Annotated in this window: 21 protein-coding genes; 15 read left to right on the top strand and 6 right to left on the bottom strand. The window is 71.9% G+C overall.

The window, feature by feature from the left end; all coding sequences use genetic code 11:
* Positions 1-101: 101 nt before the first annotated feature.
* A complete protein-coding gene (locus ACIQPT_RS34425; RefSeq protein WP_401161838.1) occupies positions 102-542 on the top strand; it encodes a PPOX class F420-dependent oxidoreductase in 441 nt (146 codons plus the stop codon).
* 102 nt (positions 543-644) lie between these two features.
* Entirely contained in the window at positions 645-1874 is a 1230-nt protein-coding gene (locus ACIQPT_RS34420) for an MBL fold metallo-hydrolase (RefSeq protein WP_401161836.1), read from the top strand.
* Positions 1875-1974: 100 nt separating this feature from the next.
* Here the strand turns inward: ACIQPT_RS34420 and ACIQPT_RS34415 are convergent, their stop codons facing one another.
* Together ACIQPT_RS34415 and ACIQPT_RS34410 are read right to left on the bottom strand one after the other, a co-directional pair.
* Positions 1975-2736, bottom strand: a complete 762-nt coding sequence (locus ACIQPT_RS34415; protein WP_401161835.1) for a MerR family transcriptional regulator — start codon at positions 2734-2736, stop codon at positions 1975-1977.
* 114 nt (positions 2737-2850) lie between these two features.
* Positions 2851-3348, bottom strand: a complete 498-nt coding sequence (locus ACIQPT_RS34410) for a hypothetical protein (protein ID WP_401161833.1) — start codon at positions 3346-3348, stop codon at positions 2851-2853.
* Between the two features lie 88 nt (positions 3349-3436).
* Here ACIQPT_RS34410 and ACIQPT_RS34405 point away from each other — a divergent pair, with 88 nt between their 5' ends.
* The 4 genes from ACIQPT_RS34405 to ACIQPT_RS34390 all read left to right on the top strand — a co-directional run bounded on the left by ACIQPT_RS34405 (position 3437) and on the right by ACIQPT_RS34390 (position 6080).
* Positions 3437-3904, top strand: a complete 468-nt coding sequence (locus ACIQPT_RS34405) for a hypothetical protein (protein ID WP_401161831.1) — start codon at positions 3437-3439, stop codon at positions 3902-3904.
* Positions 3905-4058: 154 nt separating this feature from the next.
* Positions 4059-4487, top strand: coding sequence for a pyridoxamine 5'-phosphate oxidase family protein (locus ACIQPT_RS34400; RefSeq protein WP_401161829.1), 429 nt, complete (start codon positions 4059-4061; stop codon positions 4485-4487).
* Between the two features lie 99 nt (positions 4488-4586).
* The gene (locus ACIQPT_RS34395; protein WP_401161827.1) at positions 4587-5516 is read left to right on the top strand and encodes an oxidoreductase; all 930 of its coding nucleotides are present in this window, start codon (positions 4587-4589) and stop codon (positions 5514-5516) included.
* A 63-nt stretch (positions 5517-5579) separates the two neighbouring features.
* Positions 5580-6080 (top strand): nuclear transport factor 2 family protein, encoded by a 501-nt coding sequence (locus ACIQPT_RS34390; protein WP_401161825.1) that lies wholly within the window; start codon positions 5580-5582, stop codon positions 6078-6080.
* Between the two features lie 70 nt (positions 6081-6150).
* Here ACIQPT_RS34390 and ACIQPT_RS34385 read toward each other — a convergent pair whose 3' ends face one another.
* Positions 6151-7596 carry a glyceraldehyde-3-phosphate dehydrogenase gene (locus ACIQPT_RS34385; protein ID WP_401161824.1) on the bottom strand — a complete coding sequence of 482 codons (1446 nt, stop codon included), beginning with the start codon at positions 7594-7596 and terminating at the stop codon, positions 6151-6153.
* 422 nt (positions 7597-8018) lie between these two features.
* On the opposite strand from ACIQPT_RS34385, the gene ACIQPT_RS34380 reads away from it, so the two are divergent.
* From ACIQPT_RS34380 to ACIQPT_RS34360, 5 genes are read left to right on the top strand one after another with little or no spacing between them, the layout of a single operon-like run.
* Positions 8019-10175, top strand: a complete 2157-nt coding sequence (locus tag ACIQPT_RS34380) for an ATP-binding protein (protein WP_401161823.1) — start codon at positions 8019-8021, stop codon at positions 10173-10175.
* Between the two features lie 5 nt (positions 10176-10180).
* Positions 10181-10615, top strand: coding sequence for a roadblock/LC7 domain-containing protein (locus ACIQPT_RS34375; protein ID WP_401161821.1), 435 nt, complete (start codon positions 10181-10183; stop codon positions 10613-10615).
* Positions 10616-10617: 2 nt separating this feature from the next.
* The gene (locus tag ACIQPT_RS34370) at positions 10618-10989 is read left to right on the top strand and encodes a DUF742 domain-containing protein (protein WP_006128964.1); all 372 of its coding nucleotides are present in this window, start codon (positions 10618-10620) and stop codon (positions 10987-10989) included.
* The gene (locus tag ACIQPT_RS34365; RefSeq protein WP_164613634.1) at positions 10967-11590 is read left to right on the top strand and encodes an ATP/GTP-binding protein; all 624 of its coding nucleotides are present in this window, start codon (positions 10967-10969) and stop codon (positions 11588-11590) included. The genes ACIQPT_RS34370 and ACIQPT_RS34365 overlap by 23 nt, the downstream gene beginning before the upstream one ends.
* Positions 11587-12171 carry a GAF domain-containing protein gene (locus ACIQPT_RS34360; protein WP_401161819.1) on the top strand — a complete coding sequence of 195 codons (585 nt, stop codon included), beginning with the start codon at positions 11587-11589 and terminating at the stop codon, positions 12169-12171. The genes ACIQPT_RS34365 and ACIQPT_RS34360 overlap by 4 nt, the downstream gene beginning before the upstream one ends.
* 34 nt (positions 12172-12205) lie before the next feature.
* Here the strand turns inward: ACIQPT_RS34360 and ACIQPT_RS34355 are convergent, their stop codons facing one another.
* Positions 12206-13228: a LacI family DNA-binding transcriptional regulator gene (locus ACIQPT_RS34355; RefSeq protein WP_401161871.1), complete on the bottom strand. Its 1023-nt coding sequence runs from the start codon at positions 13226-13228 to the stop codon at positions 12206-12208.
* Between the two features lie 255 nt (positions 13229-13483).
* Here ACIQPT_RS34355 and ACIQPT_RS34350 point away from each other — a divergent pair, with 255 nt between their 5' ends.
* From ACIQPT_RS34350 to ACIQPT_RS34340, 3 genes are read left to right on the top strand one after another with little or no spacing between them, the layout of a single operon-like run.
* Positions 13484-14347 (top strand): ABC transporter permease, encoded by an 864-nt coding sequence (locus ACIQPT_RS34350; protein WP_401161817.1) that lies wholly within the window; start codon positions 13484-13486, stop codon positions 14345-14347.
* A gap of 36 nt (positions 14348-14383) precedes the next feature.
* On the top strand, positions 14384-15403 hold the full coding sequence (locus ACIQPT_RS34345; protein ID WP_401161815.1) for an ABC transporter substrate-binding protein: 1020 nt from the start codon (positions 14384-14386) through the stop codon (positions 15401-15403).
* Positions 15400-16230, top strand: a complete 831-nt coding sequence (locus ACIQPT_RS34340) for an ABC transporter ATP-binding protein (RefSeq protein WP_401161814.1) — start codon at positions 15400-15402, stop codon at positions 16228-16230. The genes ACIQPT_RS34345 and ACIQPT_RS34340 overlap by 4 nt, the downstream gene beginning before the upstream one ends.
* Positions 16231-16335: 105 nt before the next feature.
* Here the strand turns inward: ACIQPT_RS34340 and ACIQPT_RS34335 are convergent, their stop codons facing one another.
* On the bottom strand, positions 16336-16749 hold the full coding sequence (locus ACIQPT_RS34335; RefSeq protein ID WP_401161812.1) for a hypothetical protein: 414 nt from the start codon (positions 16747-16749) through the stop codon (positions 16336-16338).
* A 122-nt stretch (positions 16750-16871) separates the two neighbouring features.
* Here ACIQPT_RS34335 and ACIQPT_RS34330 point away from each other — a divergent pair, with 122 nt between their 5' ends.
* Positions 16872-17822, top strand: a complete 951-nt coding sequence (locus tag ACIQPT_RS34330) for an NAD-dependent epimerase/dehydratase family protein (RefSeq protein ID WP_401161810.1) — start codon at positions 16872-16874, stop codon at positions 17820-17822.
* 61 nt (positions 17823-17883) lie between these two features.
* Here ACIQPT_RS34330 and ACIQPT_RS34325 read toward each other — a convergent pair whose 3' ends face one another.
* Positions 17884-18612, bottom strand: a complete 729-nt coding sequence (locus ACIQPT_RS34325; RefSeq protein WP_401161808.1) for a sugar phosphate isomerase/epimerase family protein — start codon at positions 18610-18612, stop codon at positions 17884-17886.
* Between the last annotated feature and the right edge of the window lie 27 nt (positions 18613-18639).

The raw sequence follows: 18639 nt of genomic DNA, 5'->3' as shown, positions 1-18639 counted from the left end.
CCAATACGGCAGGTCAGCGACGGTGGGTCGGCGGCCGACGGAGGTGCGGGGCGGGCACGGCGCACCGGAATCCTCCGGCCGGCCCGGACGTTGCATCCTGCATGACGCGAATCGAACCGGCACAGGAAGCGCTGCTCCGCCTCATCGGTGAGCACGACGGCGGTGTTCTGGTCACTCTGAAGCAGGACGGACGCCCTCAGCTGTCCAATGTCAATCACGCGTTCTCCCCCGAGGAGCGGGTGATCCGCGTCTCGATCACGGAGGGCCGGGCCAAGACCCGTAACCTGCGGCGCGACCCCCGGGCGAGCTATCACGTCACCAGTGACGACCGCTGGGCCTGGACCGTGGCCGACGGCACCGCCGAGCTGACCCCGCCCGCCGCGGCCCCGGACGACGCCACGGTGGAGGCCCTGATCACGCTCTACCGGGACCTCAAGGGCGAGCACCCCGACTGGGACGACTACCGGCGGGCCATGGTCCAGGACCGCAGGGTGCTGCTCACCCTGCACATCGACCACGTCTACGGGCAACAGCGTGGCTGACACCGCCGCCGGCCGGATCGCCTGCCCCGTTCACCGTCTCCTGGTCGCCCCGTCGTACAGGCCGACCATAATGAGACGACACCGACTCCCTCAGGAGATGTTGTGACCGGCGCTGACTACTTGCTTCCGCTCCGCACGAAACTGCGCTCGATGCGCACCGAGTCCTTCGGGGCCGACCCGGCCGGAGCGCGGATGGAGCGCATCCGCCGCTCGCCCCATTTCGTCGACGGGGTGTTCCAGAACCCGGTGGGGGCCCGGACCAGGCCCTCCGGGTCCACGGTCGAGTTCGCCAAGATCTACTTCCACAAGGAGCAGCGGGCCCGCAGGATGCCGACGGGCACCGTGCCCGTCCACGCCACGACCCTCGCCGACCTGGCCGCACCGCCCGCCACCGGGCTCCGGCTGACCTGGATGGGCCATTCCAGCGTGCTGGCGGAGATCGACGGCCGGCGGATCCTGTTCGACCCGGTCTGGGGCGAGCGCTGTTCCCCGTTCCCGTTCGCCGGGCCCAAGCGCCTGCACCCCACGCCGCTGCCGCTGGCCGCGCTCGGACCCGTCGACGTGGTCGTGATCTCCCACGACCACTACGACCACCTCGACCTGCCGACGATCCGCGCCCTGGCCGGCACCGACACGGTCTTCGCCGTGCCGCTCGGCGTCGGAGCCCATCTGGAGCGCTGGGGTGTGCCCGCGGCCCGGATGCACGAGCTCGACTGGAACGAGACCGCGACGGTCGCCGGGATCCGGCTCACCGCCACCCCCGCACGCCACTTCTGCGGTCGCGGGCTGCGCAACCAGCAGCACACCCTCTGGGCGTCGTGGGCCGTCGTGGGCCCGGAGCACCGGATCTACCACAGCGGGGACACCGGCTATTTCCCCGGCTTCCGGGACATCGGGGCCGAGCACGGGCCCTTCGACGCCACCATGATCCAGATCGGTGCTTACTCGGAGTACTGGCCGGACATCCACATGACCCCGGCCGAAGGCATGCGCGCCCATCTGGACCTCCAGGGCGGCAGCCCGCACGGCGTGCTGCTGCCGATCCACTGGGGCACCTTCAACCTGGCCCCGCACGCCTGGGCGGAGCCGGGCGAGTGGACGAAGGACGCCGGCGAGGACGCCGGACAGCCGGTGGCGTTCCCCCGCCCGGGCGAACCGTTCGAGCCGGCCGGAGCCCTGCCCGTGGAGCCGTGGTGGCGGCCGCTGTCCACCACGCTCGCCCGCCCGTGGCGGCGCACCGAGGCGCAGGCGGACTCCGGTCCTGGCCCCGGTCCCGGGCCCGGCCCCGCAGCGGCGGCCCGGGGCGATCTCGATCTGGCCGGGGAGCGCTGACCGCTCACCGGACCTCCGGCCCGGGGCAGGTCCGGCCCTGGTCCGCCGGACACACCCCAGGGGCCGCCGCCGGTCCGCCCGGCGGCGGCCCTTCGGCGACTCAGCCCAGCCGGGACACGGCGTAGACCTCGATCGCTTCGCGCTGGTACTCCGCCAGGCCCGGGGCGATGGCCTCGTACGCGGCGCGCCACTGCTCGTTGTCCACGCAGGAGCGCCCGATCGCGCGGTACTCGTCGGCGGACACCGGGTGCAGTGCCGTGAGCGCCCGGTACTGCGCCTCGATCTCGGCCTGCACGGGCCCGGCGTCGGCCGGATCGCCCGCGGCCAGATGCTCGGCCAGCCGGATCATCAGCGCCGTGCGCTCGCGCTGTCCGGCCTCGGCCTCGGCCGGCGTCGTGGTGACGGCCCGTCGGCCGGCCTCCTCGGCGAGCCCGGGGAAGTCGCGCAGATTCGCCTCGTACTGGGAGGGCTCGATGCCCTCGAACAGGTTCTCCGGTCGGTTGATGGCGGTCATGGACGTACCGTCCCTTCTGGACTGTTCCAGTTCGGCGATCGTGCGGGAGACGGTCGCGGCCAGGGCGTCGAGCCGGTCGCGCTCGGCGAGCAGCCGCCGCCGGTGTCCGCGCAGGGCCTCCACCGTGTCGACCTGGTCGGCGAGGACCCGGCCGATCTCCGGCAGCCCGACGTCCAGCGCCCGCAGCACGAGGATCTGTTGCAGCAGCAGAAGCTGGTGCTCCTCGTAGTAGCGGTGGCCGTTGGAGCCGATCCGGGCCGGCGGCAGCAGGCCGATCTCGTCGTAGTGCCGCAGGGTCCGGGCGGTCACCCCGGACATCCGGGCGACCTCGGAGATCGGCCAGTCCATCGCCTCTTCCCACTCCCTCACGAATGCCTCACCGGGCCGGTTCCTCCGGCCCTGGTCATGACCGTAGAAGCTGCCGCAGCGGCAACTTCAAGTCCGCGTTCGCACCGGCCGGGCTCAGCACGCGCCCTCGTCGACGGTGATGGAGAGGCTGTACTCGACGCTCGTCAGCGTCGGCTCCGGCTCCGGCGGTGACACGGTCAGGCAGAACGTGGCGTCGACGTCCTTCGCCGTGACCTCGAACAGGTCGACGGAGCGGTCCGCGTCCTCGTCGTAGGGATCGTTCGCCTGCTCGACGTACACCACACCGCCGGAGGAGGGGCCCTCGCCGCTCTCCTCCAGCGCGCCGCGGATCAGGCTCTTGTAGCCGCCGGTCCAGGAGCCCATGGTCTGCGGCTCCGACTCCAGGTCCCGGACGGCCGCGTGCACCGCGTCGCGCAACTCGCCCTCGCTCCACGAAGAACTCGCGAAGAGGTAGTACATGGCTCCGGCGGCGAACAGCAGGGACCCGATGATGAGTCCGAGGCCGATCGGGTTGTTCGGGTTGTAGACATAGCGACTCGTGCCCCAGTTGGAGCGGACGAATATCGGCTCGTCGTCGTGATCCTTGCTCATGAACGGGAGCCTAAAGGGTGGCTCGTCCGTGCTCCGACACCGTCCGCGACGCAACGAACTGCCCCCGAAGCGCGTCTCATCGGGCGTGATGGATCTTCCTGAGTCCTCGGACCCCGCCGACTCCCCTGACGAGGACGCGAGCGTGCGTCCCGGCCCGCTGTGGCGCCACGCGCTGTGGGTGGCGGGCGTCACCGCCGCCGGAGTGGCGCTGGGATGGGCGGGCGCCCTGTTCCGCATCGGCCCAGAGGAGTACGGCATGCCGCCCGCGGCTCCGGGAGCGCTCTGGCCCTATCTGACCGCCTGGACCGTGATCGGCCTGGTGCTGGCCGCCCTCCTGCGCTCCGTGGCGGCCAGGGTTCCGGTCTACTACCCGGAGAAGGCCGCCATCGGTCTCGTCCTGATCGGCACGCGCCTTTCGCTCGGCTGGCGTCCGGAGCCCCTGGAAGTCGCGGGCCTGGCCGCGGCCGCGCTGCTCCTGGTGGCCGTCTGGTGCGCCGTCGCACTGCGCGGGGCGGCCGTCGTACGCCGCTCCGAGGGCACTCCCGACGTCGCCTAAGGAGTGTCCGCCGGACACCTCCTGGGGTCATGCGCGGCGGGCCGGGAGCAACCGCGTACGACACGCCGCCCGCTCCGGTACCGGTGACGGGAGACACGCCCGGCGCGCGGGGCACACTGGGGCGGTCCCGAATCCCCGTACGAAGGAGCGTGCAGTGGCCCTCACCCGTGAAGAGCGCGAACAGTTCCTCGCCGAACCCCATGTCGCCGCACTGGCCGTCGCGTCGCGGGACAGCGACCGGGCCCCGCTCAGCGTGCCCATCTGGTACCAGTACGCGCCCGGCGGCGACGTGCGCATCCTCACCGGCCGCACCTCGCGCAAGGCCGAACTGATCGCCGCGGCGGGCCGGTTCACGCTGCTGGCCGACCGGCTGGAGCCGACCATCCGGTACGTCTCCGTCGAGGGGCCCGTCGTCGACACCCGCCCCGCCACGCGCGCGGACCTGGAGGAGCTGTCGGCGCGCTACCTCCCGGCCGAGAAGGTCGCCGCCTACGTGGACTTCTCCTGGGAGAACCACGGCGAGCAGGTCGTGATCACCCTGTGTCCCGAGCGCTGGATCAGCTCGGACCTCGGCCAGGTCTGAGCCACGGCCGTACGGCCCCGCCGTGGCGTCCGCCTCCCGCCGGTCCGCCCGGCGGGGCTCGCCACGTGTGGCGACGCCGGTACGGGGGAGGCGTGCCCCATGCACTCCTGGACTCTCGACGACATGCCCGACCTCAGCGGCACCACCGCCGTGGTCACCGGCGCCAACAGCGGCATCGGCGCGGTGACCGCCCTCGTCCTGGCCCGCTCGGGCGCCCGTACCCTCCTCGCGTGCCGCGATCCGGAGCGCGGCCGGCGCGCCGTGGAGGCCGTCCGCCGCGCGGCCCCCGGCGCGGACGCCCGGCTCGTCCGCCTCGATCTGGCCGATCTGAGCAGGGTGGCCGAGGCCGCGGAGGTCATCGCCAAGGAGGCCGACGGGCGGCTCGACCTGCTGGTGAACAACGCCGGGGTGATGGCCCTGCCTCCGCTCCGTACGGCCGACGGTTTCGAGATGCAGTTCGGCACCAACCACCTGGGCCACTTCGCCCTGACGCATCGGCTGCTGCCCGTCCTCGGCACCCAGGGTCCGGCGCGTGTCGTGACCCTCTCCTCGCTCGGCCACCGCATCGGCCGCATCGATCTCGGCGACCTCAACGCCGAGCGCGCGTACGGCAAGTGGCGGGCCTACGGCCAGTCCAAGCTCGCCAACCTGCTGTTCACGGACGAACTGGACCGGCGGGCCCGCGCCGCAGGCCGGGACCTGGTCGTGCTCGCGGCCCATCCCGGGTTGTCGGCAACGGAGTTGGGGCAGGCCGGGCCGCGGCTGGCCGGGCGGAACTGGGCCGCGAAGCTGGAGCGGACCTCACGGCTGTACACCCAGCCGGCATCGGTGGGCGCCCTGCCCGTCCTGTACGCGGCGACGCTGCCCGACGCCCCGGGCGGCTCGTACTACGGCCCCGCACGCCTCGGCGAGACCCGGGGAGCCCCCGCTCCCGCCCGGAAGTCGCGGCGCGCCCAGGACGCGGTCATGGCACGGGCGTTGTGGGACGAGTCGGCCCAGCTGACCGGACTGGACGCCGACGCCGTGTGACGCGTAAGGGGGCGGGCGAATAACACGTCGTGCGGCCCCGGGGCGCGCTGATAGGAAGGGGCGATGGACACCGATGCGCCGGAACCCCCGGCTTCCCGGGCTTCCCCGGACCTGCTGGACCGCCTGATCGCCGAGCGCGCCTGCGAGCGGCTGGTCGTCGAGTTCGTCCGCACCCTCGATCTGGGTGAACCCGGCGACGTGGCCGAGCTGTTCACCCCCGACGGGGTCTGGGAGTGGGCCGAGGGGGACCGGCGGATCGAGGGCCGGGACACCCTGCGGGCCTACTTCGGGGCCCGTCCGGCCGACCGGCTCTCACGCCGCCTGTGCACCAACATCCTGGTGACCCTGACGTCCGCCTCGACAGCGAGCGCGAGCACGTACTTCACGACGTACCGCGTGGACGGCCACACCGGCGGCATGCTGCCGCCGCGCCTTCCCGTGCAGGTCGGGCACTACGAGGACACGTTCCGGAAGGTCGACGGGCGCTGGCTGCTCGCCGCGCGGGCCCTGTTCCTCGACTTCGGCGGACCGACCGAACGGCTGGCACCGACCGCTCCGCGCTGAGGCGAGAGCCCGGTGCCCGGCAGGTCTACCTGCCGGGCACCGGGCGGCGTGCCGAAGAGCGTGCCGTAGGTCAGACCGCCGGCGCCGGGTAGGTCGGGTACTCCACCCCGGAGACGTGCTGGACGACCCGGATGACCTGGCACGAGTAGCCGAACTCGTTGTCGTACCAGAGGTAGAGGATCGCGTTGTCGCCGTCGACCTTGGTGGCGCCCGCGTCGACGATCGAGGCGTGGCGCGAGCCGATGAAGTCGCTGGAGACCGCGTCGGGTGCGCTGATGAAGTCGATCTGGCGCTTGAGCGGCGAGGCCAGGGAGACGTTGCGGAGGTAGTCGAGAACCTCTTCGCGGGTGGTCTCGCGCTCCAGCCGCAGGCTGAGGATCGCGATCGAGACGTCCGGCACCGGGACGCGGATCGAGCTGCCGGTGATCGGCGCGTCGAGGTCGGGCAGCGCCTTGGCCACGGCCGAGGCCGCGCCGGTCTCGGTGATGACCATGTTGAGCGCCGCCGAACGGCCACGACGGTCAGAACTGTGGTAATTGTCCAGCAGGTTCTGGTCGTTGGTGTACGAGTGGACCGTCTCCACGTGCCCGCGCAGAACGCCGTACTCGTCCGCCATCGCCTTCAGCGGCGGCACGATCGCGTTGGTCGTGCAGGACGCGCAGGACAGGATCCGCTCGTCCGGCTTGACCGTGTCGTGGTTGACGCCGTGCACGATATTCGGGACGTCGCCCTTGCCCGGCGCGGTGAGCACGACCTTGGCGATGCCCGCCTGGAGGTGCTTGGAGAGGCCCTCGCGGTCACGCCACCGGCCGGTGTTGTCGATCAGGATGGCGTCCTTGATGCCGTACGCCGTGTAGTCGACCGTCGTCGGGTCGTCGGAGTAGATCACCTTGATCTCGTTGCCGTTGGCGATGATCTTGCTGTTCGCCTCGTCGACGGTGATCGTGCCCTGGAACTGGCCGTGGATCGAGTCGCGTCGCAGCAGCGAGGCGCGCTTGACGATGTCCTGGCCGGAGCCCTTGCGGACGACGATGGCCCGCAGGCGCAGGCCGTTGCCCGAGCCGGCCTTCTCGATGAGCAGGCGGGCCAGGAGGCGGCCGATGCGGCCGAAGCCGTAGAGCACCACATCGCGCGACGCGCGGCGCTCGATCTTGTTGTCGCCCGTCGCCCCGGCGACGGCCTCGGCGGTGAACTCCTCGACCGAGAGTCCGCGCCCATCGGCCCGGTACGTCGCGGCCAGCATGCCTATGTCGATCTGGGACGGGCCGAGATCGAGCGTCGTCAGCGCCCGCAGGAACGGCATCGTCTCGGTGACCGAGAGTTCCTCACCCGCGATCTGCCGGGCGAAGCGGTGGGTCTTGAGGATGCTGACCACCGACTTGTTCACCAGGGAGCGGCTGTGCAGCAGGACATTGACGTCCTGCTCGCGGTGCAGCTTCCCGATGATCGGGATCATCGACTCCGCGATCTCCTCGCGGTGCATCCAGTTGGTGAACGAGTCGTCATTGACAGTCACAAGTTTATCTTTCGAGCTAGGCGGCGCTCATATGGTAACCGGCCGCATCCGCGTCCCTTCGGGCGGTGCCCTACCTGCGGGTAAACCCGGAACCGGCACCCCTTGCGTCGCCTCGGCGTGCTCGAAGTGTCCAGCATGTGAACGGCCGTCGGCGGTGCGGGGCGATTCGGGGTCAAGGCGGCGCAATCGGGCGCGCGTGCGAGAGGTCATACCAGAGTGGGACGGATGGCGGGCAAGTTCGACAACTGCCCGTCGCGCATACGTCATTGACGACTACCGTGTGTGCCCGGTGATCAACGGTGGGCTCATAACGTTCGGGCCTGCCCGACCGATGACCCGAGCCTGACCGACCACCGTAGGGGCCACCACATGGACGCCGGTACGACCGCCGACCCCCGGTGCCCCCTGTACCGAGGACGCTGATGTCTCAACTTCGCGCACCCGAAGCGCGACCGGACCGCCGTGAGGGCGGGCGGCACGGCCGCCCCGGCACGCGCGCCCACTCGGCCACGAGCAGGCCGCGCGCCGCAGGGGCTTCCCCCGACGCCCGTATACGCCCCCAGCTGCTGCGGACCGCCCTGCTCCCGGCCATCGCCGCGGTGCTCAGCGGAGCCGCGGCCGTCATCTTCACCGTCCGCGCCGGAGCCGTCGGCTCCTCGCCCAGCCTCTGGGCGGCGCTCGGCGGATCGGCCGCCCTGGCCGTCGCCGCCGTCGCCGCCGCCTACCTCGGCGCCAACCGCGTGGCGGGCCAGGTGCTCGACCGGGCCCTCGCGCTCCGCCGCGCCAGCGCCCAGGGCCAGGCCGAGCTGCAGCGGGTGGTGGAACAGCTCCGCAACGGCGAAACCGTCGCCGCGCGGCGGCCGGCGCAACCGCCCGCGCCCGGGGCCGACGCCTTCGACCTGCTCGGACAGGAGATGGCGCGGGCCCAGGAGGCCGCCGTCGCCTCCGTCGTCCAGGCCTCCCAGCTCTTCAGCAGCACCGGCAACGAACAGAAGGTCGAGGTCTTCGTCAACCTCGCGCGGCGGCTGCAATCCCTCGTCCACCGCGAGATCCAGATCCTCGACGAGCTGGAACACGAGGTCGAGGACCCCGACCTCCTCAAGGGCCTCTTCCACGTCGACCATCTCGCCACCCGGATCCGCCGCCACGCGGAGAATCTCGCCGTTCTCGGCGGGGCCGTCTCCCGGCGGCAGTGGAGCAACCCGGTCACCATGACCGAGGTGCTCCGCTCGGCCATCGCCGAGGTCGAGCAGTACCCCCGGGTCAAGCTGGTCCCGCCGATAGAGGGCACCCTGCGCGGCCACGCCGTCGCCGACGTGATCCACCTGCTGGCCGAGCTGGTCGAGAACGCCACGGTGTTCTCCGCCCCGCACACCCAGGTGCTGCTGCGCGTCCAGCACGTCACCGCCGGGCTCGCCCTGGAGGTGGAGGACCGCGGTCTCGGGATGCCGGAGCACGAGCAGAAGCGGATGAACGCCCTGCTCTCCGACCCCGACCAGGTCAACGTCGCCCATCTGCTCCAGGACGGCCGGATCGGCCTGTTCGTCGTCTCGGCCCTGGCCCGCCGCCACGGCATCGCCGTCCGCCTCCAGAGCAACATCTACGGCGGTACGCAGGCGGTGCTGGTCCTCCCGCAATCGCTGCTCGGCACCGACCCCGACGCCCCGCCGTCGCCCGACGCCGTACCCGTACCGCCCCCCGGCGCCGTACACCGGCCGCCCGTCGAGGCCGGAAACCGGAGCGGAACGCCCCGGCCGGCGGCTCCGGCCCCGGCGCCCACCGGTGCTTCGCAGCAGGCGCCCGGCCCCGGGCAGCACGGCCGCCCGCCGTCGCCCGCGGGCGATCACGGGCGGAACGGGCGTCCGCGACCGCCCGCGGGCGAGGCCCCGCCCCTCCCGCTGCGCGCCGAGCGCATCGACCGCCCCACACCGCCCGCCTCCCCGCCCGAGCGCGACGACCGGTCCGCACCGGCACCCCTCCATGAGCGCGACGACCACCGGTCCGCACCGGCACCCGTCCACGAGCGCGACCACAGCCCGGCTTCGTCCCCCGCCCGGCCCGAGCTGCCCAAGCGGACGAACCAGGAAAGCCTCGTCCCGCAACTGCGCGAGGCACCCGCCCCGCGCGTCGAGGACGAGCACGCCCTGCACGACCCGGGACTCATGGCGGCCTTCCGGCGCGGCGTCGACCTCGCCGAGGCCCAGACCGCCCAGGAGGAGGGCCCCGACGGCGGCCCCGGGACCCCCGGCTCCACGGGCACCGGAGGCCAGACCGCGCTCGACGCCCCCCTGGAGTCCCTCTCGCCCCTTCCCGTGCGCGGAGCCACCGCACCGCCCGAGCGCCCCGGCCCGGAACGGACGCCGCGGCCGGACCACTCGCTGCCCGCGGCCGGCCTGCCCGTACCGGACAGCTACCCACCCGACGCGTATCCGCACGACAGCGCCGCGTACCAGCGCCACGCCTACGCCGAGGGTGCCCACGACCGCGAAGCGGGCGAGCCCGGAGCGTTCGCGGCCGAGCCCTTCCTGCCGGGCCCGGCCGTCCCGGAACCCCGCAAAGACACCACCTTCAAGGAGTAGACACCATGACGACCGATATGCCGTCCGGTCAGGTATCGGACCTGGACTGGCTGCTGAGCGGGCTGGTCCAACGCGTGCCCTACACGCGCAGCGCGGTCCTGCTCTCCGCCGACGGGCTGGTGAAATCCGTCCACGGCATGGACCCCGACAGCGCCGACCACATGGCGGCCCTGGCCGCCGGTCTCTACTCGCTGGGCCGGAGCGCCGGGGCCCGCTTCGGGGACAACGGGGACGTCCGGCAGGTGGTCGTCGAGCTGGACTCCACGCTCCTGTTCGTCTCCACCGCCGGATCCGGCACCTGCCTCGCCGTCCTCTCCGGGCGCGAGGCGGACGCCGCGGTGCTCGGCTACGAGATGGCGATGCTGGTCAAGAGCGTCCGCCCCTATCTGACGACCCCGCTGCGGCAGCCGGCCGGGGCGCCCTTCACTCCGGGGCTGTGAGGATGCCGGCCCCGCAGGACGGGCCCCTGCTCGACGACGCGGCCGGCCGGCTGATCCGCCCGTACACGATCAGCAACGGCCGCACCCGGCCGTCCACCGCGTTCGACCTGCTGTCCCTGATCATGGCCACGGGCATCGAGCCGGACATCCCGCTCGGCCCGGAGCACACCGTGGCCCTCGGCATGTGCGAAGGGCCGATGTCCGTCGCCGAGATCGCCGCACACCTCCGGCTGCCCGCGGTCGTCGCCAAGGTCATCCTCTCCGACCTGGTCGCCTGCGGCGCCGTCACCGCGCACGCCCCCGCTTTCCACGACATGCCCACCGACCGATCCCTGCTGGAGGCAGTGCTCGATGGTTTACGACGACAGCTCTGACCGCACCGGAACCTCCGAGTTCTTTCCCGTGGCCCTCAAGGTCCTGGTCGCCGGCGGGTTCGGCGTCGGCAAGACGACGTTCGTGGGCGCGGTCAGCGAGATCGCCCCGCTGTCCACCGAGGAACTGCTCACCCAGGTCAGTGTGGGTACGGACAATCTGGACGGCGTCGAGTCCAAGACGGCCACCACCGTCGCCATGGACTTCGGCCGCATCACCCTCTCCGAGCAGCACGTGCTCTATCTGTTCGGCACACCGGGCCAGGAGCGCTTCTGGTTCATGTGGGACGAGCTCTCCCAGGGCGCGCTCGGAGCGGTGGTGCTGGCCGACACCCGGCGCCTCGCCGAGTGCTTCGCCGCGGTGGACTTCTTCGAACGGCGCGGCATCGGATTCATCGTCGCCGTCAACGAGTTCGACGGCGCCTACCGCTACGAACCCGACGAGGTCCGCGCCGCGCTCGACCTCGGGCCCGAGGTGCCCGTCGTCCTGTGCGACGCCCGGATCGCCAGCTCCGGCACGGGCGCCCTCGTCACCCTCGTCCAACACCTCATCAACGCCACCTCGGCGCCCGCCCCACTCCAGACCTTCGGAGCTCACCCGTGACATCCTTCGCCACCGGCCGGATGCTCCTCACGCCCACCGACCGGCACGGCCCGGCCCGCGCACAGCGGCTGCGCAAGCTGGATCTCGGCGAACGCCCCGACGCCTCCTACGACAACTTCGACGCCTTCGCCGACAAGGTGGCCGAAGTGACCGCCACCCCGTTCTCGATGGTCAACTTCATCGACGAGAACCGGCAGTTCTTCGCGGGACTGCACACCCCGGCGGGCAACCGCGGCGGCCGGGACCTCGGTTCGGCCGCCGCGGGCAGCAACCGCAGCAGCCGGTACATGGCCCGCGACCACGGCTACTGCCCGCACGTCCTCGTCCGGCGCAAGGCCCTCGTCCTGGACGACGTCTGCGACTACCCGCGCTTCGCGGGCAATCCGGTGGTGGACGACATAGGCATCCGCTCCTATCTCGGGGCGCCGCTGATCGATCGCACCGGCATCGCGCTGGGCACCGTCTGTGCCGTCGACACCGTGCCGCGCCCCTGGGGGCGGGCCGGGCTCGACACCATCAAGTCGCTCGCCCATGAACTCGTCCGCCAGATCGACGACCGGGAGGGCCACCACCCCATCTGACGCCGCCCGGCTCCGAAGGCGGCGGTGCGGGCGCTCAACTCCCGGGCGGCGCACCGGTGCTGCCCCGCAGGACCACATTCCCCTCGATCCGCAGCACCCGGGAGCGCCCCGCCCCCGACGGTGTCCGCAACGCGAGGGCGATCACCTGCTCGCCCATCTCCGTGAGTGGCAGCGCCACCGTGGTCAGCGGCGGCGACACCTCCCGTACGACCGGGATGTCGTCGAACCCCGCGAGCGACATGTCCTCGGGGACGCGCACGCCGGCCTCCCGCAGCGCGGCGAGCGCGCCGACGGCCATCACATCGGTCACCGCGAACACACAGGTCGGCCGCGGGCCCCCGGCGGCCAGCAGCCGCCGCGCCGCCGCGTGCCCGCCCTCCCGGGTGAACGCGCCCGGCACCACCCGCTCCAGGGCGATGCCCGCCCCGGCGAGCCCCTCGCGGAAACCCGCCAACCGGTCGGCCACCGTGGTCAGTTCGGGCGGCCCGCTCAGTACCGCGAACTCCCGGTGCCCCAGCGCCACCAGCGAGGCCGCGAGCGCCGCCGCCCCGGCCCGGTTCTCCGGCTGCACGGTGTCCACCCGCATGGAGCGGTGCCGGCTGACCACCGCGACCCGGCCGCCCGCCCGGACGTACGGCTCCAGCTCCGCTTCCATCGCCCGCTCCCAGGCCCGGTCCTGGAAGCCGGAGCCGATCAGCAGGATGGCCCGCGCCCGCTGGGCCCGCAGCATCGAGACGTATGCGATCTCCCGGGCCGGTTCGCGGAAGGTGGAGGCGAGCATCACCAGCAGGTCCTGTTCGGCGGCCGCGCGCATCACCCCACTGGCGATGCCCGCGAAGTAGGGGTCGCCGACGTCGTGGCAGACCAGCCCCACCGTACGGTTGCCCTCGGCGCTCGCGAGGGCCTGGGCATGGGCGTTGGGGATGTAGCCGAGCAGATCGGCCGCCGCGCGGACCCGGCCGCGCAGATCGTCCCGGACCCGGGTGGTGCCGTTCAGCGCCCGGGACGCGGTGGCGAGCGAGACGCCCGCCTCGCGCGCCACCGCGTCGAGCGTCACATGGGCGGCGGGGGCCCGTCGTCGCGTATCGGGGTGGACCGGTGTTTCCCGTTCACTCAACTCGACCCCCAGGGGTGCGGTGGTGGCAGGGCCCCGAAACTTCGGGACGACCTATTGACCGTGCGAGGGAGCAGTCATTAGCGTGGCGGCACCTTACCAGAAAGCGCTTTCTGAAAGCGCCTTCACGGCAGGGACCGCAGCATCGCAGCATTGCACAGGTCTCCACAACTGCCCCCGAAGTCCAGGGAGTTCACCGTGAGCCAGAGCGCGCTTACCAAGCGCCCCGCCGATGTGGCGGGCGTCGCCCGCAGGGCCGGTCCCACGACCGGGGAGCGGCTCGCCCGGGCGGCGGAGCAGAGCTGGCGGCCGGTCGCCCTGCTGCTGGCCGCGCTGGTGGTCTGGTGGGTGATCGCGGCCGCCGAGCTGATCGAGCCCTATCTCGTGCCCTCGCCCGGCGCGACCCTCGACGTCCTGACCTCGAAGGCCGGCTACCTCTGGCAGCACACCTGGGTGACGACGTACGAGACGCTCCTCGGCTTCCTCATCGCGGTCGCCGTCGGCGTGCTGGCCGCGGTGGTGATGGTCTACTCCACGACGGTGGAGCGCACGCTCTACCCGATCCTGCTCTTCGCCCAGGTCGTGCCGAAGATCGCCATCGCCCCGCTGTTCGTGGTGTGGCTCGGCTTCGGCATCGCCCCCAAGATCCTGATCGCCGTGCTCATCGCCTTCTTCCCGGTGGTGATCTCGATGGTCACCGGGCTCAAGGCCGTCGACCCCGAGATGCTCCAACTGTCCGCCACGATGGGGGCGAAGCCCTGGCAGACCTTCGTGAAGATCCGGTTCCCGGCGTCCCTGCCGCATCTGTTCTCCGGACTCAAGGTGGCCGTCACCCTCGCGGTGACCGGTGCGGTCGTCGGCGAGTTCGTCGGGGCGAACGAAGGACTCGGCTACGTCATCCTCCAGGCCAACGGCAACCTCGACACCCCGATGCTCTTCGCGGGGCTGCTGGTGATGTCGCTGATCGGCGTCGTGCTGTTCGTCGTCGTCGAGATCGCCGAGAAGCTGCTCCTGCCGTGGCATGCCAGCCGCCGGGAGTCCTCGGCCACCACCACGTTCTGAAACACGCACCGACCTCCTCGTGAGAAGGGCCAGCCCATGCATGCGCGCAGACTCCTGATCGGTGTCGTACCCCTCGTCCTGGTGGCCACCGCCTGCGGCGGCGAGGACGCCTCGACCAGCACCAGTGACTCCGGCAAGAAGCTGGACAAGGTCACGCTGACGCTCAACTGGTATCCGTACGGCGAACACGCGCCGTTCTACTACGGCAAGCAGCAGAAGATCTTCGAGAAGCACGGCATCGACCTGGACATCCGGGCGGGCCAGGGTTCCCAGAAGACCGTCCAGGCGACGGCCGCCGGGCAGACCGACTTCGGCTGGGCCGACACCCCGGCCCTGCTCGCGGGCGTCGACCAGGGCGTCAAGGTGAAGAGCCTCGGCGTCTTCCTCCAGACCACCCCGGCCTCCGTGCAGTCCTTCGACGCCAAGGGGATCAAGGGGCCCGCCGACCTGAAGGGGCGGACGATCGCCGGAACGGCCGGGGACGCGCTGTCCAAGACCTTCCCGATCTTCCTGAAGAAGAACGGCATCGGGGAATCGGACGTCACCGTCCAGAACACCGACCCGGCGGGCAAGATCGCCGCGGTGATCTCGGGGAAGACCGACGGGCTGCTCGGCTACGCGAGCGACCAGGGTCCGACCATGCAGGACAAGGCCAAGAAGCAGGTCTCCTACCTCCGGTTCTCCGAGCACGGACTGAACTTCTACTCCAACGGGCTGCTCGCCGGCCAGAAGATCCTCAGTTCCAAGCCGGAGGTGGCCCAGCGCATGGTGAAGGCGGTCAGCGAGGCCTGGGCGGCCGCCGCGAAGGCGCCGGAGCCGGCCGTGGCGGCGATGGAAGGCGCCTCCGAGCAACTTCCGCCGAAGGCCGTGCTGTCCGAGCAGTTCACGACGACGCTGACCCTGCTCCACACGGAGGCGACCGAGGGCAAGGCGCCGGGTGTCAACACCGAGGCGGACTGGCAGCAGGCCATCGACGTGTTCGCCGAGGCGGGCATGGTCACGAAGCCGAAGGCCGTGGGGGAGTACTGGGACACCGACACGGCCCTGAAGGGATGACGATGCCGAAGCAGCAGACGACCCCGCGCGCCCCGTCCGCCGCCGGGGCGGGCCCGGCGGCCGGGGTCCGGCTCGCGGACGTGGCCGTCCGCTTCCGCAGCAAGAAGCGCGACGTCACCGCACTCAGCGATGTCTCGCTGGATGTGGCGCCGGGCGAGTTCGTCGCCATCGTCGGACCGTCCGGGTGCGGCAAGTCCACCCTCCTCAAGCTGGTGGCCGGGCTGCTCACGGCCTCCTCGGGCGACGTCCTGCTCGGCGGCGAGCGCGTCACCGGGCCCCGGCACGACATCGGTTACGTCTTCCAGCGCGCGGCCCTGCTGGAGTGGCGCTCCGCGCTGCGCAACATCCTGCTCCAGGCCGAGATCCGCCACATGGAACCGGCCCAGGCGCGTGGGCGGGCCGACGAGCTGATCCGGATGACCGGACTGACCGGCTTCGAGGACGCCTACCCGCACGAACTCTCCGGCGGCATGCAGCAACGCGTCGCGCTCTGCCGGGCGTTGCTGCACGAGCCACCGGTCCTCCTGATGGACGAGCCGTTCGGCGCGCTCGACGCCCTCACCCGCGAACAGATGAACACCGAGCTGAACCGGATCTGGCGGAACACCGGCACCACGGTCCTGCTGGTCACCCACTCCATCTCGGAGGCCGTCTACCTGGCCGACCGGGTCGTGGTGATGAGCCCGCGTCCCGGCACCGTCACGGAGATCATCGAGGTGGGCCTGCCCGCCGAGCGCGACTACAGCGAGACGCTGGGCCGCCCGGAGTTCCGGGCCGCGGCGGCACACATCCGGGACCTGCTGGGCGCGGTGTCCGCGCACGACTGAGGCGGCCGGAGGGGCGACAGGAAAGAGCGGCATGTGCCGGGCAGGCCTCCTGCCCGGCACAGCCGCGTCCCGGGTGCGGGTACGCGGTGCTCCCACGGGGGAGGCCTACGGCTGCCGCACCGCTTCGGCCGCGACGCCGACCGCGCGCAATTTCCGTGCCAGCAGCTCGATCTCGGGCCCGGTGCCGTGATGGCCACCGCCGAGAATCAGCTCCAGCAGTGCCCGCGCCTCGGGGAGCGTCCGCCCGCCGTCGTTCCGCAGGACGCGGAGGATCGGCAGCCGTCGGTCGGGGAGGTCCGACAGGGCCAAGCGGGCCGCGCCGTGTTCGGCGAGCATCCGGGTGCGCAGGTGATCGGGCAGCGTATCGCCGCAGACCAGCACCGTTGTCCCGCAGCCGGGGCACAGGTGCTCCTCGTCCCACCGCAGGCGGTCGCCCACCACGGCCTGCGTTCCCGAACAGTGCAGGGCCGCCCCGCAGGCGTCGCAGGCGGCCGACCAGCTGATCGTTGCGAAGGTCACCGCGACAGCATCTCCCGATAGGTGTGCCCATTTCCGTTAAGGCTTCTAACTGGACCCATCGCGATGAGCTATCGCTAGCGTTACGGTCTCTAGCGGAAGTGAGTGCAACGAAGGGGCACCCCATGGCCACCATCCACCCCCTCCACACCGTCCTCGGCTCCGGACCCGCCGGTACCGCCCTCGCCCGCGAACTCGTCCGCCGGGGCCACCCGGTCCGGCTGGTCGACCGGTCGGGGAGCGGGCCCGCGCTCGAAGGCGTCGAGCGGTGCGCCGCCGATGTCGCCACCGCCGAAGGGGCGCGCGCGGCCGTGGCCGGGGCCGCGGTCGTGTACCACTGCGTCAATGTCGGCTACCACCTCCAGGTGGAGGTCATGCCGAAGATCCAGGAAGCGGTCCTCGGGGCCGCCGAGGCGGAGGGCGCGCGGCTGGTCGTGCTCGACACGCTCTACCCGTACGGAGAAACGCACGGCGCGGTGATGACCGAGGGCACCCCGTGGAACGCCACCACCCGCAAGGGCCGGATGCGCGCCGACCTCGACGCCCGCTACCTCGCCGCCCACCGTGAGGGGCGGCTCCGTGTCGTCCTCGGGCGGTCCGCCGACTTCGTCGGGCCCGAGGTCCTCAACTCCACGCTCGGCGGAGCCGTCCTCCCCGCCGCGCTCACCGGGCAGAGCGTGCCCGCGCTCGGCGACATCGACCTGCCGCACAGCTACACGTACATCGAGGACGTCGCGGCCGGCCTCGCCACCCTCGGTGAACACCCGGACGCCGACGGCCGGGTCTGGCACCTGCCCACCGCCCCGGCCCGCACCACCCGTGAGATCTTCGCGCTCGTCGAGCGACGCACCGGCCGGCCGATCGACGTCACGGTGGTCGCCGAGCCCCGCCCCTTCGGCCCGTTCGACGAGACCTTCATGGCGGAGTACGCCGAGATGTTCTACCAGCACACCGAACCGCAGATCCTTGACTCCTCCGCCATCGAGCAGGCCTACGGACTGGCCCCCACTCCGCTGGAGACCGCGCTGGACGCCACCCTCGCCTGGTACGGGGAGTTCCTCGCCGCCCACCGCTGAGTCGCGGCCCGGCCCCGGGCGCCGTACCGCACACCCGGGGCCGGACCGCTGACGCCGTCCCTCAGTAGCGCAGCCGGGACAGATACCGGTAGCTGGCCCGCGCCGAGGCGAACGGGTCGGCCGGGGCGTCATGCTCCACCAGCCACTGCTTCACCCCGCCCTGCCGTGCGGTGTCGAACATCGCCGGGAAGTCCAGGATCCCCGACCCGACGTCCGCGAAGTCCCCGTTCGGCGCCATGTCCTTCACATGGAGCGCGGGGAAACGGCCCCGGTGGCGGACGAACAGTTCGCCCGGGTCGGAGGAGCCGCCGTCGGCCGCCCAGTACAGGTCCAGCTCGAAACCGACCAGCTCCGGATCGGTCTCGTTCAGCAGGATGTCGTACAGGCTGACGCCGTCCACCACCTCGTGGTCGCTGCCGTGATTGTGGTAGAGCAGCTTCAGCCCGGACTCCCGCGCTGCCAGCCCCGCGCTGTTGAACTGCCGTGCCACTTCCCGGTATCCGTCCGGCGAGTGCAGCGAACCCGGCAGGCTCGGCACCACGATCCACTGACCGCCGAGGGTGTGGACGTCCTCCAGCGCCTGCGGCAGCCCGGAGCCCGTCACGATGTCGTAGCCGACGTGTTCCAGCACCGCCTTGAGCCGGGTCCGGTCCAGCATCTGCCGTATCGCGGCAGGGGAGTTGCCGTGCCGGCCGCTGACGCCGACCGTCGCGTACCCGATCTCCGCGAGCTGCTCCAGCGTGCCCGCGAAGTCCTCCGCGAGCGGCGTGCGCATGGTGTACAGGTGCATCCCGATCCCCGACGGCGGGATCCGCCG

Source organism: Streptomyces sp. NPDC091289 (genome assembly GCF_044757365.1).
Classification (GTDB): domain Bacteria; phylum Actinomycetota; class Actinomycetes; order Streptomycetales; family Streptomycetaceae; genus Streptomyces.
This window is presented reverse-complemented; position numbering and strand designations above follow the sequence as displayed.